Consider the following 15,017-nt stretch of genomic DNA (forward strand, 5'->3'; position numbering starts at 1 on the left):
GCCCCCGCCCGGGGGCCCCTACCGTACGGCCCCCCCCCCCCCCCCACCCCGGCCGGCCAACCACCAAAACCCCCCCCGCCCGACGGCCGCGGGAGGCGCCCGGCCCCCCACCCGCCCCCGATTCGGTCTGTCCGGGGTGCGGAGCGATTGCTTCCGCAGGAGCCTGAAGGCATGGCACATCCACCGCAGCATCCGCACATCGTGGTGCACTCGCCGGCCCTGGACGGGTCCCGGCGGGTCACGGAGGGCGACGAGACGCTGGGGATCGCCACACACGTGGACGACGTGGGCGAGATCCTGCGGCTGGCCGACCTGTACGTCACCGACGTCGAGGGCAGCGAGCTCATCGAGTGGCAGGGCGGCGGGCCCGAGGACTGGCCCGGCCTCTCGGAACACCACGAGGAGGCGTGAGCGCGCACGTACGCCCGGGGACGTAGGACGTCTACGCAATCCTCAAGAGAACCTCTGAACATGGTTCAACGCGCTTCAACCGCCCCCGCCCTGGGGCACATTGATATCACGCGGAGCCTGCCGGCACGGGGGCGGCGGGCTCCGCGACGGGGGTGTGCGATGGCCAGGTCCACGACGGTCGTGCTCGAACCGCACGAGATCGCTCTGGTACGGGGCGGCCGCCGCGCCGCGGTCACGGTAGCGGTGCTCGATCTGCATCTGCGCGGCGTGGTCCGCGCGGGCCGCAGGGGCACGATGCGGACCACGGGACCGGCCACCGGCACCGCTCTTCCACGGCTGACCCGCGCCGTGCATGCGGCGCTCCACCGGCCCGCGGGCATGGGCCAGTTGCTGGAGCGCCGGGGCGTGCGCACAGCGCCGGCCGAGGCGCGCGACGCGCTTGCGTCCGCCGGGCTGCTGCGCGCCTTCCCGCCCGGCCGCACCGGCGCCGCCCGCCGGTCCCTGAAGGAGCTGCGCGCGGCATCCGCTGCCCGCGGACCGGGCCGGCCTGACGGTCGAAAAGATCCTGTTCGCGGTCGCCTGTACGGCGACCGGGCGCTGACGGCGCTCGTGCCGGGCTTCACGCGGGACGCGGTGCTGACCGGCCGCGGCGGCACGACGGAGCGAGCGCTGCCCGGCGCCTCCTGCGGCAGCGGCGGCCTGAGTTGCGCCTCGGCGTGACGGGCGCCTGCACACGCGAAGGGGCGGCCCGTCCCACCGGACGGACCGCCCCTCCTCCGCGCTTGTCCTGTCTGCGCCCGTTACGTCAGACCTTCAGCGTCCTGATCGAGGTCGGGGCGTGCCCCGGCTCGGTCGCGATCTCCTCGAACTCGGTCACGTTGCCGATGTCGTTGCTGGTCGACATCGAGATGTTGGTGACGCGCTCCAGGATCGCCTCGACGACCACCGGGACCTGGAACTCGGCCGCGAGCTTCTTGGCCTGCTCCAGGGCCGCGCCCAGCTCGGCCGGGTCGGTCACCCGGATCGCCTTGCAGCCGAGGCCCTCGGCGACCTTGACGTGATCGACGCCGTAGACGCCCAGCTCGGGCGAGTTGATGTTCTCGAACTCCAGGTTGACCTGGAAGTCGATCTCGAACGCCCGCTGCGCCTGGCGGATCAGGCCCAGGTAGGAGTTGTTGACCAGGACGTGGACGTAGGGGATCTTGTGCTGCGCGCCGACGGCCAGTTCCTCGATCATGAACTGGAAGTCGTAGTCGCCGGAGAGGGCGACGACCTGCGCCTCCGGGTCGGCCTTGGCGACGCCCAGCGCCGCCGGGATCGTCCAGCCGAGGGGGCCCGCCTGGCCGCAGTTGATCCAGTGCCGCGGCTTGAAGACGTGCAGCATCTGGGCGCCGGCGATCTGCGAGAGGCCGATGGTGGAGACGTACCGGGTCTCCGGCCCGAAGGCCTTGTTCATCTCCTCGTAGACGCGCTGCGGCTTGATCGGGATGTCGTCGAAGTGCGTACGGCGCTGAAGGGTCGCCTTCCGCTCCTGCGCGGAGGCGGCCCACGCGCTGCGGTCGGGCAGCCTGCCGGCCGCCTTCAACTCCCGTGCCACCGCGACGAACAGCTCCAGCGCGGCCTTCGCGTCCGACGCGATGCCGTAGTCGGGGGCGAAGATCTTGCCGATCTGGGTGGGCTCGACGTCGACGTGGACGAACTTGCGGCCCGCCGTGTAGACGTCCAGCTTGCCGGTGTGGCGGTTGGCCCAGCGGTTGCCGATGCCGAGGACGAAGTCGGACTCCAGGAACGTCGCGTTGCCGTAGCGGTGCGAGGTCTGCAGGCCCACCATGCCGGCGTTCAGCTCGTGGTCGTCGGGCAGGATGCCCCAGCCCATCAGGGTCGGGACGACCGGGGTGCCGGTCAACTCGGCGAACTCGACGAGCAGTTCGGCCGCGTCGGCGTTGATGACACCGCCACCGGCGACGATCAGCGGGCGTTCCGACTCGTTCAGGAGCCCGATCGCCTTCTCGATCTGGGCGCGGGTCGCGGCCGGCTTGTAGACGGGCAGCGGCTCGTACGTCTCCGGGTCGAACTCGATCTCGGTGAGCTGCACGTCGATCGGCAGATCGATCAGGACCGGGCCGGGGCGGCCGGAGCGCATCAGGTGGAAGGCCTGCTGGAAGACGCCGGGCACCTGCGCGGCCTCCAGCACCGTGACCGCCATCTTCGCGACCGGCTTGGCGATCGAGGCGATGTCGACGGCCTGGAAGTCCTCTTTGTGGATCACGGCGGTCGGGGCCTGGCCCGTGATGCACAGGATCGGGATGGAGTCGCCGATGGCGGAGTACAGGCCGGTGATCATGTCGGTGCCGGCCGGGCCGGAGGTGCCGATGCAGACGCCGATGTTGCCGGCGTGCGTACGGGTGTAGCCCTCGGCCATGTGCGAGGCGCCCTCGACATGGCGGGCGAGGGTGTGGTTGACGCCGCCGGCGGCCTTGAGGGCCGCGTAGAAGGGGTTGATCGCCGCGCCGGGCACACCGAACGCGTTGGTGACGCCCTCGCGCTTGAGGATCTCAACTGCCGCGCGGGCAGCGGTCATACGTGCCATGGAGTACTCCTGCTTCGGCTGTCGGATTCGCTCCCGTCGCGCCCCGCGGTGGCTCTTCCGTGTCGACTTCTCTATGTTTTCACATTGTTTCCGCAATGCGGAAAATTACTTCTACTATCTGGAATCAATGTAGGAGGGTGAGGGAAGGCAGTCAAGAGACGGACAAGCAGGCGCCCGCAGGAGGACGATGAGGGCCATGTCCGAGAGCGTCCCGGTGCGCTGTCCGGCCTGCCGGCGCGAGCACCACTACACGGCGCCGTCGTACCGCTGCGTGTGCGGTGCACGAGTCGTGCCTCTGCTGGACCGGCACGGGGCCGCCACGGCCGTCACGCACGAGTCCTGGGAGGAGGGCTGGGTCACGCTGCGGTGCGCCGCCTGCGGCCGCGGCGACCAGTGGCCGCGCCCGGAGCTGGGCTGCCCGTGCGGCACGCTGCTGCGCGTGCCGATGGCGGAGACGGGCGCCGTGGCGAAGACGGCCACCCGCCCCGAGCGCCGCCGCTCCCGCTTCCGGCCCGTCACCATCCACACCGCCCGGGACGCGGTGACGGCCGCCGCCGTGTATCTGCGCTGGCTCGGCTACCGGGACATCCGCCGCGCCGACCAGCGGCCTCCGTCCGGCATCGGCATCGCGGCCCGCGGACTGGTGGCCCAGGTCGATCCGACCTCGCACCCGGCGTCGCTGCGCGACGTGGAGTGCCTGTGGCTGACCGCCATGACGGAGTCGGCGAACTGCGTCTACTTCTCCCTCGCCGGCTACGCCGACGAGGCCCACACCCGCGCCGAGTCCCTGGGCATCGCCCTGTTCGTCCTCGACCTCACGGGCACCCCGCAGCCGGTGAACGGCCCGGCGGACGAACTGGACGCCACCGGCGCCTGAGCACCGGTGGCGTCACCGAAAGCAACTCGCGTCGCACGGAGGAGACTTCAGTCCCCGTACTTCTCCCGCAGCTCCACCTTGCGCACCTTGCCCGACACGGTCATCGGGAAGCCCTCCAGGACCTGGAGCAGGCTCGGCACCTTGTAGTGGGCCAGCCGGCCCTCGCAGTAGGCGCGTACGTCCTCGAGGGTCGGGGGGTCGGCCGGGTCGCGGGCGATGACGCAGGCGAGGACCTCCTCGCCGTAGCGCTCGTGCGGTACGCCCACGACCTGGACGTCCCGGATCTTCGGGTGGCCGTAGAGGAACTCCTCGATCTCGCGCGGGTAGATGTTCTCGCCGCCGCGGATGATCATGTCCTTGATGCGGCCGACGATCTCGACGTAACCGTCCTCGCGCATCGTCGCCAGGTCGCCGGTGTGCATCCAGCGGCCGGTGTCGACGGCCTCGGCGGTCTTCTCGGGCTCGTTCCAGTAGCCGAGCATCACGCTGTAGCCGCGGGTGCACAACTCGCCCGCTTCGCCGCGTGGTTGGGTCACTCCGGTGGCCGGGTCGACGACCTTCACCTCGATGTGCGGCAGCACCCGTCCGACCGTGCCGGTGCGGTGCTCCAGGTCGTCGTCCCTGCGGGTCTGGAGGGAGACCGGGGAGGTCTCGGTCATGCCGTAGCAGATGGAGACCTCCTCCATGTGCATCTCGGCCACCACCCGCTTCATCACCTCGACCGGGCAGGGCGAGCCCGCCATGATTCCGGTGCGCAGGGAGGTGAGGTCGTAGCCGGCGAAGTCGGGCAGGCCGAGCTCGGCGATGAACATCGTCGGCACGCCGTACAGGGAGGTGCAGCGCTCCTGCTGGACGGCGTCGAGGGTGGCCTTCGGCTCGAAGGAGGGGGCCGGGATGACGATGCAGGCGCCGTGCGAGGTGGCGGCGAGGTTGCACATCACCATGCCGAAGCAGTGGTAGAAGGGCACCGGCACGCAGATCCGGTCCTGCTCGGTGTAGGCGACCAACTCGCCCACGAAATAGCCGTTGTTGAGGATGTTGTGGTGGGAGAGCGTGGCCCCCTTGGGGAAGCCCGTCGTGCCCGAGGTGTACTGGATGTTGATCGGGTCGTCGCAGGACAGCGCCTCGTACGTCACGTCCGGCGTCGCGCGCCCGAGCAGCGCCTGCCAGCTCGGGTCGCCGATGTACACGACCTCGCGCAACTCGGCGCAGCGGCCGCGCACTTCGTCGACCATCGCGCGGTAGTCGCTCGTCTTGTGGCTGAGCGTGGCGAACAGCAGCGAGACGCCGGACTGGTTGAGGACGTACTCGACCTCGTGGGTGCGGTAGGCCGGGTTGATGTTGACCATGATCGCGCCGACGCGGGCGGTGGCGTACTGGACCAGGACCCACTCCGGGCAGTTGATCGCCCAGATGCCGACCCGGTCGCCCTTGGCCACCCCGCTCGCGCGCAGCGCCTGCGCCAGCCGCTCGACGTCCGCGCCGAATCGGGCGTACGTCCAGCGCCGCCCTGAGGGCACGTCGACGAGCGCCTCGCGGTCGGGCCAGGCCGCGACGGCCCGGTCCAGGTTGGCGCCGATGGTGTCCCCGAGCAGGACGGTCCCGCTCGTCCCGTGCGTGTACGACAGTTCACTCACCGGAAGTCCTCCTCGCGGTACTCCTGGTCCGAACCGGCGGCGGTCGCCTCGCGCAGCTCGACGCGGCGGATCTTGCCGGAGACGGTCTTGGGCAGCGCCCCGAACTCCAGCCGGCGGATGCGCTTGTACGGGGCGAGCACCTCGCGGGAGTGCTCGAAGATCACCTTCGCGGTGTCGGGGCCGGGCTGCCAGCCCTCGGCGAGGACCACGTACGCCTTGGGCACGGCGAGGCGCACCTCGTCCGGGGCGGGCACGACCGCGGCCTCGGCCACCGCCTCGTGCTCCAGCAGCGCGCTCTCCAGCTCGAAGGGGCTGATCTTGTAGTCGGAGGCCTTGAAGACGTCGTCGCTGCGGCCGACGTAGGTGATGTAGCCCTCGGCGTCCCGCGCGCCGATGTCGCCGGTGCGGTAGTAGCCGCGGGCCATCGCCTCCGCCGTGCGCTCGGGGTCGCCGTGGTAGCCCGTCATCAGGCCGACGGGCCGCGCCGACAGGTCGAGCGAGATCTCGCCCTCCGTGACGCCGGGCGCGCCGGTCACCGGGTCCAGCAGCTCGACCTTGTACCCCGGGCTCGGCCGCCCCATGGAACCGGTCTTCAGCTGCTGCCCGGGGCTGTTGGCGACCTGTACGGCCGTCTCCGTCTGCCCGAAGCCGTCCCGGATGGTGACACCCCAGGCGCGCCGCACCTGCTCGATGACCTCGGGGTTCAGCGGCTCCCCCGCGGCCACGGCCTCGCGCGGCTTGCCGCGCAGCTGGGTCAGGTCGGCCTGGATGAGCATGCGCCAGACGGTCGGCGGGGCGCAGAAGGTGGTGACGCCCGCGCGGTCCATCTCGGCGAGCAGCCGGGCCGCGTCGAAGCGCGTGTAGTTGTGGATGAAAACGGTCGCCTCGGCGTTCCAGGGCGCGAAGAGGTTGGACCAGGCGTGCTTGGCCCAGCCGGGCGAGGAGATGTTGAGGTGCACGTCGCCGGGCTTGAGCCCGATCCAGTACATGGTGGACAGATGGCCGATCGGGTACGAGGTGTGGGTGTGCTCGACCAGCTTGGGGCGGGCGGTGGTGCCCGAGGTGAAGTACAGCATCAGCGGGTCGTCGGCCAGCGTCGGGCCGTCCGGCAGGAACTCGGCGGGGGCGACGGCGTACGCGTCCTCGTACGGCTCCCAGCCCTCCACCGGCAGTCCGCCGACGCAGATGCGGGTGTAGGTGCCGGGGACGTCGTCGAACTTGGCGGCGTCCTCGGCCCGCGCGACGACGTGCCGGACGCGGCCCCGCTCGACGCGGTCGCGCAGGTCGCCCGGGCCGAGCAGCGGGGTGGCCGGGATGACCACGGCGCGCAGCTTCATCGCGGCCAGCGCGGTCTCCCACAGCTCGACCTGGTTGCCGAGCATGACCAGGACCCGGTCCTCGGCTCCGACGCCCCGGTCGCGCAGCCAGTTGGCCACCTTGTCCGAGCGCTCGGCCATCTCCGCGAAGGTGACCCGGACCTCGGTGCCGTCCTCCTCGACGATGTGCAGCGCGGTGCGGTCGTTGCCCTCGGCGATGACGTCGAACCAGTCGAGCGCCCAGTTGAAGTGCTCGGGCCTGGGCCAGCTGAACCCCTCGTACGCCTTCGCGTAGTCATCGCGGTGCTCCAGCAGGAAATCCCGGGCGCCCCGGAAGAGCTCCGTCGCCGTCGTCATCTGTCCTCCTCATGCCGGACCATTGCCGGGCGGCTCTCTGCCATCGTGTAATCCGTGATGCAGGTCTCACTACCCCCGAACGGGGGTGTGTGCTGCAGGAAAGGGCAAGCAGGTGACAGCAGAGACGGCCGGAGCGGTCGAGATACGCAACGCCCTGGTACGGCTGCGGCGCGCCACCGGGCTCCCGGTCGCCTTCGGCGGGCTGGTGGAGGCGGGCCGACACCAGGTGCGCATCAGCGAACTCAACGGCGCGGCCACGGTCGCGCTGAGCGGACTCCCGGTGAGCTCCGGAAACGGCCTGGGCGGCCGGGCGGTCGCGCTCGCCCGGCCGTGCGCCGTCACGGACTACCGCTCGTCGCCGCAGATCAGCCACGAGTACGACATCCCGGTCGCCACGGAGGGCCTGCGGTCGATCCTCGCGGTGCCGGTGGTCGTACGACGCCGGGTGCGGGGTGTGCTCTACGGCGCTCTGCGCACCGCCCAGCCCCTCGGCGACCGCACGCTGGACGCCGCGATGGTGGTGGCGCGGGACGTGGAGCAGGCGCTGGCCGTCGGGGACGAGGCGCGCAGCCTGGCGGCGGCCGCCCGCACCGAGCAGGCGCCGGACGCCGCCGTGGGCGCCGCCTGGGAGCAGGTGCGCGAGGCGCACGCGGCGCTGCGGGCGCTGGCGCCGCGGATCGCGGACCCGGCGCTGCGGGCGGAGCTGCTCGACGCGTGCGAGCTGCTGACGCCGGAGGCCGCCGGCGGGCCGGTGCGGCTGGCCCCTCGTGAGCTGGACGTGCTCGCCTGGGTCGCGGCCGGGGCCACGAACGCGGCCGCCTCGGAGCGGCTGGGGCTGCGCCCGGAGACGGTGAAGAGCTATCTGCGGTCGGCCATGCGCAAACTGGGCACGCACACACGGGGGGAGGCGGTCGCCGCGGCGCGGCGCACCGGGCTGCTGCCGTAGCCGGGGCCGCTGCCTCGAAGGTCATCTATTCATGCGGTCGAGCTTTGAATTTCCCCATGCTGCACCATTGTTATATCCCTCACCGCCTCGTCCGTCCGGATTTCAAAGAGACATTGCCTAGAATTTGGTGGGGACACGACACGTGGAGGGGAGCGGTCCGTGCGAGGGGACTTCAGCGAGCCTGCCCGTAGCCGCCCCGACCTGGTCATCGGCCGGGAGGAGCTGCTGAACGCGGCGCGCGAGCAGCTCGCCCGCGGCGGCAGCGTGCTGCTCCACGGCCCCGCCGGAATAGGAAAGTCGACCGCTCTGCGGGCATTGGCCTCCGAATACGGGACGGCCGACCGTACGGTGTTGCGCTGCTCGGCCACCGAGTCCGAATCACATCTCCCGTTCCTGGCGCTGGCGGACCTGTTCGGGCTGGTCGCGGACGAGGTGTCCCACAAGCTCCCGGCCGCCCAGCGCACGGCCCTGGAGTCGGCGCTCACCGGCCGCGGCGAGTCCACCCTCCAGCGCGACGGCCTCGCCCTGCGCCTGGCCGTGCTCTCCGTGCTGCGCACGCTGGCCGCCGAGGGCCCCGTCCTGCTCGTCGCCGACGATCTGCAGTGGCTGGACTCGGCGAGCGCGGAGCTGCTCGGCTTCGCCGCCCGCAGGCTCGGCGACACCCCGGTGCAACTGCTGTGCGCGGTGCGCACCGAGGGCCAGGAGTACGACCGGCACCTGGCCGCGTCGCCGCCCGACACCCTGGCCGTCCGGCTCGGCGCACTCTCCCGCGGCCAGGTCTCCGCCCTGCTCGACCACCGCGGCTACACCGGCCTGCCCCGCTCCACGGTCCGCGACATCCACCGCACCAGCGGCGGCAACCCGCTCTTCGCCCTCGAACTGGGCCGCGCCCTGGCCGAGAACCCGACTCCGCCCCGGCCCGGCGAGCCGCTGCCGGTGCCCACCTCGCTGCGCACCCTCGTACTGAACCGGCTGGACCTGCTCTCCGACGAGGCCCGCCGCACGCTCCTGGTGGCCAGCGCCGGCGCCCGGCCCACACTGGCCCTGCTGCACGCGGCCGGCCGGGACAACGCCGAGGCCGAGACGGTCCAGGCGGCCGAACTCGGGCTGCTGGCAACGGAACCGGAGGGCCCCGCCGTACGCTTCGCGCACCCGCTGGTCTCCGCCGCGCTGTACGCCGAGGCGCCCGCGCAGGAGCGGCGCGCCGCGCACGCCGCGCTGTCCACGGCCGCCTCGGACCCGATCGAGCGCGCCCGCCACCTCGCCCTCGCGACCACCGGCGCCGACCCGGAGGCCGCGGCCCGCCTGGCCGAGGCCGCCGCCCTGGCCCGGGACCGCGGGGCGCCCTCGGTCGCCGCGTCGCTCGGACTGCTCGCCGCCCGGCACACCCCCGCCGACGACGAGCCGGGCCCGGACGAGCGCCGGCTCCAGGCGGCCGAGGACGCGATCACCGCCGGCGAGGTGGACCTCGCCCGGGACATCGCCCGCGACGTGCTGACCCGGGCCACCGCGCCCGCGGACCGGGTGCGGGCCTGGATGGTCGTCATCGAGGCGGCCGGGCAGGCCCTCGGCGACGTCGACACGGTCTACCCCCAGGCGCTCGCGGACGCCGGCGACGACCCGGGGCTGCTCGCCCTGGTCCACTACCAGCTGGCCTGGCGCGGACTGGTCGTGGAGGGCGACTTCGCGGAGGGCCGCGAGGAGGCCGCGCACGCGGCGGAGCTCGCCGCCCGGGCCGGCGACCGCCGCACCGAGCTCCTCGCGCTCGCCTTCCAGGCGCAGACCGAGACCCTGATGGGCCACCCGGACGCCCCCGCGACCATCAAGCGCGCGCTGAAGGAACCCCAGGACCCGCAGGTGGCGTGCCACCACAACGGGGCGGGCGCGACCCGCTACCGCTGGCTGATCATGAGCGACCAGCTGCCCGAGGCCCGCAGCACGGTCAACGCCCTGCTGCGCGAGGTGCGCCGGCGCGGCATGGTCGAGAGCGAGGTGCACTTCGTGCGCCTGCTCGCCGAGACCGAACTGCGCTCCGGGCACTGCGGCCGGGCCCTCGACCTGGCCCGGGAGAGCATGCGGCTGGCCCGTGACTCCGGGATCGGCGAGATACCGTCCGCCGTGCTCGATTCCCTCGCCGAGGCCTCGGGCGGCGACCCGGAACGGGCACTGGCGCTGGCACGCGAGGCGGTGGAGCAGGCCGAGCAGGCCGGCGACCAGATGTACGTCTCGCGGGGACTGACCGCGCTCGGGCACGCCCAACTGGTCGCCGGGGACACCGAGGGCGCGGTGGGCTCGCTGCGCCGGGTGCGGGAACTGGAGCGCGGGCTCGGCATCACCGACCCGGCCCGCGGCCGCTGGCACGGCGACCTCGCCGAGGCGCTCGTACGGACCGGCGAGGTCGACGAGGCGCAGCATCTTCTCGACGTGGCGCGCGCCCATGCGCTGCGGCTCGGGCGCGAGAGCGTGCTGGGGGTGCTGGACCGGGCCGAGGCGCTGGTGCGGGCCGCGCGTGGGGAACACGAGGCCGCGCTCGCCCAGCTGACGTCGGCACAGGACCGGCTGGGCAAGCTGGGGTACGGCCTGGAGGAGGCGCGGGCCGCGTTCGCGCTGGCGTCGCTGCGCCCCGGCCGGCCGGGACCGACGTCGTACGACGAGGCGGCCCGGTTGTTCCGTCGCTGCCGGGCGCTGCCGTGGCTGCGTCAGGTGGAGGCGGCCGCCGCGACGAGCCGGGTGGAACCGATCGCCCCGGCCCCCACGTCGGAGGGCCTGGAAGGTCTCGCCTCGATGGAACGCCAGGTCGCCGCGCTCGTGATGGAGGGCTCGACCAACCGGGAGATCGCCGCCCGGCTGTTCATCAGCGTGAAGACCGTCGAGGCGACCCTGACCCGGGTGTACCGCAAGCTGGGGATCCGCTCGCGCGTGGACATCGTCCGTTTGGCGGCGGCACGGCGCGCGAAGTGACGGCGCGCCAGGTTAACTGAGGCGGACCGAGGGTTTTCCCTCACCCCAACCCGCTAGGGGGTTCCCTCATTGGGAGCCGGGGCTTCCGGGTCCTAGCGTGATGGACGTGCCGCTCGCCCGGGCATACGGGGGTCGGTCCCGCGACCCCCGTGCTACGCCCCCACCCGTGCGACCCCCCACCGGCAACCCCCGTTGAGGAGACTCATGTTCGGGCTAACCCGTGCCAGACAGGCAGCTGCAGCAGTGGCCGCGACCGCCGCGGCGGCCGCCACCGCACTGCTCGGCGCGCCTTCCGCGGCAGCCGCGCCTCAGCCCATCGTGGGCGGCACGACCACCACCACAACGGCCTATCCCTTCGTCATGCAGATCACCGACGCCTCGCAGAACCAGTTCTGCGGCGGCACCCTCGTCTCGGCCACCAAGGTGGTCACCGCAGCCCACTGCATGGCCGGGGAGACCCCGTCCGCCGTCCGCGTCGTCGGCGGCCGCACCTACCTCAACGGCACCAACGGCACCATCAGCAAGGTCAGCGAGATCTGGGTGAACCCCGACTACACGGATGCCACCAAGGGCGACGACGTCGCCGTGCTGACGCTCTCGACGTCCATGCCGTACACGGCGGCCAAGTACGTCACGTCCGCGGACACCTCGGTGTACGCGGCCGGTACCACCGCCCGCATCCTCGGATGGGGCACCACCTCGGAGAACGGCAGCTCCTCCAACCAGCTGCGGACCGCGACCGTCCCCGTCGTGGCCGACTCGGGCTGCAAGAGCTCCTACGGTTCGGACTTCGTCCAGTCCGACATGGTTTGCGCCGGATATTCCTCCGGCGGCGTAGACACCTGCCAGGGCGACAGCGGCGGTCCCCTGCTCATCGGGGGCGTCCTGGCAGGGATCACTTCCTGGGGCGAAGGGTGCGCGGAGGCGGGTTACCCGGGTGTCTACACCCGGCTGGCCACCTTCTCCGACCTGGTCACCGAGCAGATCGGCTCATGACCCGGAAGGACTCCTGAGCACCCCTCAGGTGAGAGACAAGGGGGCGTTGCGGGCTACCACGAGCAGCCCGCAGCGCCCCCTTTCCAGTGCGCGCGGGCCGGCTCGCGGGCTGCCCGCCGATCAGCTCTCGTGGTCGCCGCAGGCCAGCAGCAGGGCGTCCAGGTGCGGGGGCGGGGCGGTGGCGGGCACGGCGAGGCCCGTCGGCAGGGCGAGGCCCGGTGCCCGGAACGGCACGAAGGCGACGCGGGGGCTGCGCAGCACGCGCGCGTGGGACGCGTAGACGACCGTCCACGAGCGCCGGGTGCCGACAGCGGCGAGAGTGTCGCGCAGGGAGGGACCCGCCGGTCCGGGCAGCGGCTCGAAGCCGGCCTCGCGGCAGGCTCCGACGACCAGGTCGACGAGGGCGGGGTTGTTGCGGCGCTCGGTGAGGCTCAGCGGCAGCCGGGCCAAATCCCCTACGCCGATCTCCTCGCGTGCGGCGAGCGGGTGCGCGGCCGGCAGCGCGGCCACCAGGGGGTCGGGCCACAGGGGCAGCACGCGTACGCCCGGCACCGGCTCGACCGCCCGTACGAACGCGGCGTCGAGCTGCCCGCCCGCGACCCGGGCCAGCCGTTCGCCGGCCGGGAGCGCGAACAGCGCGACGGGCACGTCCGGCGCCCGCAGGGCGAACGCGGCGAGCACCCGGTCCAGACGCGTGCCGGGTCCCCTGCCGGTGCCGAGTCTGAGGCCCGGCGGCGGGGCGACCGCGGCACGCGCCTTCTCGGCCGCGGCCAGCACCGTCCGGGCCTCGGGCAGCAGGCGCTGCCCCGCCGCCGTGAGCCGCACGCGGCGCGGGGTCCGGTCGAACAACTCGGCGCCCAGCTCCCGTTCCAGACGCTGTATCTGCATGCTCACCGCGGACTGGACGATGTGCAGACGCTCGGCCGCCCGTCCGAAGTGCAGCTCCTCGGCGACCGTGACGAAGCAGGCGAGCTGCCGCAGTTCCATGGACCCGACTCTAGAGGGGAGTCGGCGGGCCCTGTTTCAATGAGCGCCCGGATGGGAGTGATACGCATGGTGTCCACGGACCGTTTCCTCGCCTTCGCCGCGATGTCCCTTCTGGTCATCGTGATCCCGGGGCCCAGCGTGCTGTTCGTCATCGGCCGGGCACTCGCCCACGGCCGCCGCACCGCCGTGGCGACGGCGATCGGCAACGTCTTCGGCTCGTATCTGCTGGTGGTGGCGGTCGCGGTCGGCATCGGCTCGCTGGTGGAGCGCTCGGTGACGGTCTACCTGGCGGTGAAACTGGCCGGCGCGGCCTACCTCGTGTACCTGGGCGTGCACGCCTTCCGGCACCGCAAGGAGCTGAAGGCGTCGGCCATCAGCGCCCGGTCCGACGAGCCGGCGCGCGGTGATCTGCGGACCGTGCTGGACGGCGCACTGGTGGGTGTCACCAATCCGAAAGGGGTGGTGTTCTTCGCCGCCGTGCTCCCCCAGTTCGTCGACCACTCGGCGGGCCGCCTCCCCCTGCAGATGCTGCTGCTCGGCCTGGTCCCGATCTCGATCGGCCTGGTCACGGACACCCTCTGGGGTCTGACGGCGTCGGCGGCCCGTGCCTGGTTCGCCCGCTCGGAGCGCCGTCTGTCGCTGATCGGCGGCGCGGGCGGGTGCACGATGATCGGGCTGGGGCTGACGGTGGCGGTGACGGGCCGCGCCGACTGACCGTCACCGGGTCGCGGCATCCGGCCTTACGGGATCACGGTCCCGAACCGGATGTCGTACGACGACTGCGGATGCATGGTCGCGAGCATCCGCGCCCCATCCTGCACCAGCTCCTCCCCATCGCGCTTGGCGAGCGTGCCGAAGGGCTCGACGACGAGCGCGTCGTCCGTCAGCTTCCACACCCCCGCCAGGAAGCCGTCGACGAGGAAGGTGCGGTGCACCATGTTGCCCGCCCAGCTGCGGCCCCAGTGCTCGGCGGGAATGACCCGGGTGCGGTCGGCGTGCGAGAGCAGCAGGTTGTCGAACTCGGGCAGGAAGCGGGGCGGGGCGGGCGTGTCCGCGTCGGGGCGGGGCGCGTCCGGGAGGTCGAAGAGCTCGACGCCGTTCTCGTCGCGGAAGGTGACGAGCTGCGGGCGCAGCCGCTCGAAGGCCTCGCGCAGCCGGGTCAGTCCGGCCCAGGTCTGCATGTCCTTGACGGAGGCGGGGCCGAAGGCGGCGAGGTAGCGCAGGACGGTCTCGTCCACCGCCGGAGCCGCCTCGGCAGGGCGGCCCAGCCAGTGCTCGGCGGTGGTCAGGGCGACCTGTCCACTCCTGCCCCACAGCCCGCGCGGGGTGACCTGGACGAGCGGGAGCGTGCAGCGGGCGGCGATGCCGAGGGACTGCGGGTCGGCGTCGGGCCACTCGGCCTGCAGGGCCTCGCGCAGCTCCTTCATGGTGCGCGGCTCGGCCTCGACCAGCGCACGGGCGAGCGCGGCGAGCCGGCCGAGCTCGACACCCGCAAGTCCCTTGCGGAAGGCGGTCAGTTCGCGGTCCCGGGCCGGCTGGACGAGCGGGCGCAGGGTGAGGCAGTCGTCCGCGGTGTGGGTGTGGATGGTCGAGCGCATGGTGACGATGCGGACGACCTCGCGGTCCGCCATCAGCGCGGACAGCTCCTCGGGGCGGAAGCCGTCGAGCCGGGCGGCGAGCGCGTAGTACGGCGGCTTGACGTTCTGCGCCTGGAGCCCGAGCAGATGCCCGACGGCGGACTTCGCGTCGAGCGGCGACCGGCGCAGCAGCAACTGCCGTTGCAGAGTGGCACGGTTGAGGTCGCGGGTGCTGAGCACTGGGCCCGTCGCGGTCGTCGTCTTCGGCATGCTCCGCTTCGTCATGCTCCGCACGCTAGCCGTGCTTGCGGACACCCGCTGTCCGCAACTCTCACCGGATCCCGGACCCGCAGGCCACCGCG

At 72.6% G+C, this 15,017-nt stretch carries 12 protein-coding genes; 7 read left to right on the top strand and 5 right to left on the bottom strand.

What is annotated here, in order from left to right:
• The first annotated feature begins 171 nt into the window (after nucleotides 1–171).
• Together ACGFYN_RS01775 and ACGFYN_RS01780 are read left to right on the top strand one after the other, a co-directional pair.
• The gene (locus ACGFYN_RS01775; RefSeq protein ID WP_393863720.1) at nucleotides 172–411 is read left to right on the top strand and encodes a hypothetical protein; all 240 of its coding nucleotides are present in this window, start codon (nucleotides 172–174) and stop codon (nucleotides 409–411) included.
• A gap of 60 nt (nucleotides 412–471) precedes the next feature.
• A complete protein-coding gene (locus tag ACGFYN_RS01780; protein WP_393863721.1) occupies nucleotides 472–1,131 on the top strand; it encodes a TIGR04222 domain-containing membrane protein in 660 nt (219 codons plus the stop codon).
• Nucleotides 1,132–1,216: 85 nt separating this feature from the next.
• Here ACGFYN_RS01780 and gcl read toward each other — a convergent pair whose 3' ends face one another.
• A complete protein-coding gene (gene gcl / locus ACGFYN_RS01785) occupies nucleotides 1,217–3,001 on the bottom strand; it encodes a glyoxylate carboligase (RefSeq protein WP_393863722.1) in 1,785 nt (594 codons plus the stop codon).
• 187 nt (nucleotides 3,002–3,188) lie between these two features.
• On the opposite strand from gcl, the gene ACGFYN_RS01790 reads away from it, so the two are divergent.
• A complete protein-coding gene (locus tag ACGFYN_RS01790) occupies nucleotides 3,189–3,878 on the top strand; it encodes a hypothetical protein (protein ID WP_393863723.1) in 690 nt (229 codons plus the stop codon).
• Between the two features lie 47 nt (nucleotides 3,879–3,925).
• Here the strand turns inward: ACGFYN_RS01790 and ACGFYN_RS01795 are convergent, their stop codons facing one another.
• Together ACGFYN_RS01795 and ACGFYN_RS01800 are read right to left on the bottom strand one after the other, a co-directional pair.
• Nucleotides 3,926–5,515 (bottom strand): AMP-binding protein, encoded by a 1,590-nt coding sequence (locus ACGFYN_RS01795; RefSeq protein WP_393863724.1) that lies wholly within the window; start codon nucleotides 5,513–5,515, stop codon nucleotides 3,926–3,928.
• The gene (locus ACGFYN_RS01800) at nucleotides 5,512–7,188 is read right to left on the bottom strand and encodes an AMP-binding protein (protein ID WP_393863725.1); all 1,677 of its coding nucleotides are present in this window, start codon (nucleotides 7,186–7,188) and stop codon (nucleotides 5,512–5,514) included. Before ACGFYN_RS01800 ends, ACGFYN_RS01795 begins: the two co-directional genes overlap by 4 nt.
• Before the next feature lie 112 nt (nucleotides 7,189–7,300).
• Here ACGFYN_RS01800 and ACGFYN_RS01805 point away from each other — a divergent pair, with 112 nt between their 5' ends.
• The 3 genes from ACGFYN_RS01805 (at nucleotide 7,301) to ACGFYN_RS01815 (ending at nucleotide 12,091) form a co-directional block, all read left to right on the top strand.
• On the top strand, nucleotides 7,301–8,134 hold the full coding sequence (locus ACGFYN_RS01805; protein ID WP_393863726.1) for a response regulator transcription factor: 834 nt from the start codon (nucleotides 7,301–7,303) through the stop codon (nucleotides 8,132–8,134).
• 159 nt (nucleotides 8,135–8,293) lie between these two features.
• Complete coding sequence (locus ACGFYN_RS01810) at nucleotides 8,294–11,095, top strand: AAA family ATPase (RefSeq protein ID WP_393863727.1); 2,802 nt, start codon at nucleotides 8,294–8,296, stop codon at nucleotides 11,093–11,095.
• A 204-nt stretch (nucleotides 11,096–11,299) separates the two neighbouring features.
• Complete coding sequence (locus tag ACGFYN_RS01815; protein WP_393863728.1) at nucleotides 11,300–12,091, top strand: S1 family peptidase; 792 nt, start codon at nucleotides 11,300–11,302, stop codon at nucleotides 12,089–12,091.
• Between the two features lie 120 nt (nucleotides 12,092–12,211).
• Here ACGFYN_RS01815 and ACGFYN_RS01820 read toward each other — a convergent pair whose 3' ends face one another.
• On the bottom strand, nucleotides 12,212–13,078 hold the full coding sequence (locus tag ACGFYN_RS01820; RefSeq protein ID WP_393863729.1) for a LysR substrate-binding domain-containing protein: 867 nt from the start codon (nucleotides 13,076–13,078) through the stop codon (nucleotides 12,212–12,214).
• Nucleotides 13,079–13,144: 66 nt separating this feature from the next.
• On the opposite strand from ACGFYN_RS01820, the gene ACGFYN_RS01825 reads away from it, so the two are divergent.
• Nucleotides 13,145–13,792, top strand: a complete 648-nt coding sequence (locus ACGFYN_RS01825) for a LysE family translocator (RefSeq protein ID WP_393863730.1) — start codon at nucleotides 13,145–13,147, stop codon at nucleotides 13,790–13,792.
• A 26-nt stretch (nucleotides 13,793–13,818) separates the two neighbouring features.
• Here ACGFYN_RS01825 and ACGFYN_RS01830 read toward each other — a convergent pair whose 3' ends face one another.
• A complete protein-coding gene (locus ACGFYN_RS01830) occupies nucleotides 13,819–14,940 on the bottom strand; it encodes a winged helix DNA-binding domain-containing protein (protein ID WP_393863731.1) in 1,122 nt (373 codons plus the stop codon).
• Between the last annotated feature and the right edge of the window lie 77 nt (nucleotides 14,941–15,017).

The sequence above is a fragment of the Streptomyces sp. NPDC048419 genome, assembly GCF_043200415.1.
GTDB lineage: Bacteria > Actinomycetota > Actinomycetes > Streptomycetales > Streptomycetaceae > Streptomyces.

Coding starts and splice junctions, on each gene's coding strand:
- ACGFYN_RS01775 (WP_393863720.1), top strand. CDS start 172: ATGGCACATCCACCGCAGCATCCGCACATCGTGGTGCACTCGCCGGCC.
- ACGFYN_RS01780 (WP_393863721.1), top strand. CDS start 472: ATGGTTCAACGCGCTTCAACCGCCCCCGCCCTGGGGCACATTGATATC.
- gcl (WP_393863722.1), bottom strand. CDS start 3,001: ATGGCACGTATGACCGCTGCCCGCGCGGCAGTTGAGATCCTCAAGCGC.
- ACGFYN_RS01790 (WP_393863723.1), top strand. CDS start 3,189: ATGAGGGCCATGTCCGAGAGCGTCCCGGTGCGCTGTCCGGCCTGCCGG.
- ACGFYN_RS01800 (WP_393863725.1), bottom strand. CDS start 7,188: ATGACGACGGCGACGGAGCTCTTCCGGGGCGCCCGGGATTTCCTGCTG.
- ACGFYN_RS01815 (WP_393863728.1), top strand. CDS start 11,300: ATGTTCGGGCTAACCCGTGCCAGACAGGCAGCTGCAGCAGTGGCCGCG.
- ACGFYN_RS01820 (WP_393863729.1), bottom strand. CDS start 13,078: ATGGAACTGCGGCAGCTCGCCTGCTTCGTCACGGTCGCCGAGGAGCTG.
- ACGFYN_RS01825 (WP_393863730.1), top strand. CDS start 13,145: ATGGTGTCCACGGACCGTTTCCTCGCCTTCGCCGCGATGTCCCTTCTG.
- ACGFYN_RS01830 (WP_393863731.1), bottom strand. CDS start 14,940: ATGACGAAGCGGAGCATGCCGAAGACGACGACCGCGACGGGCCCAGTG.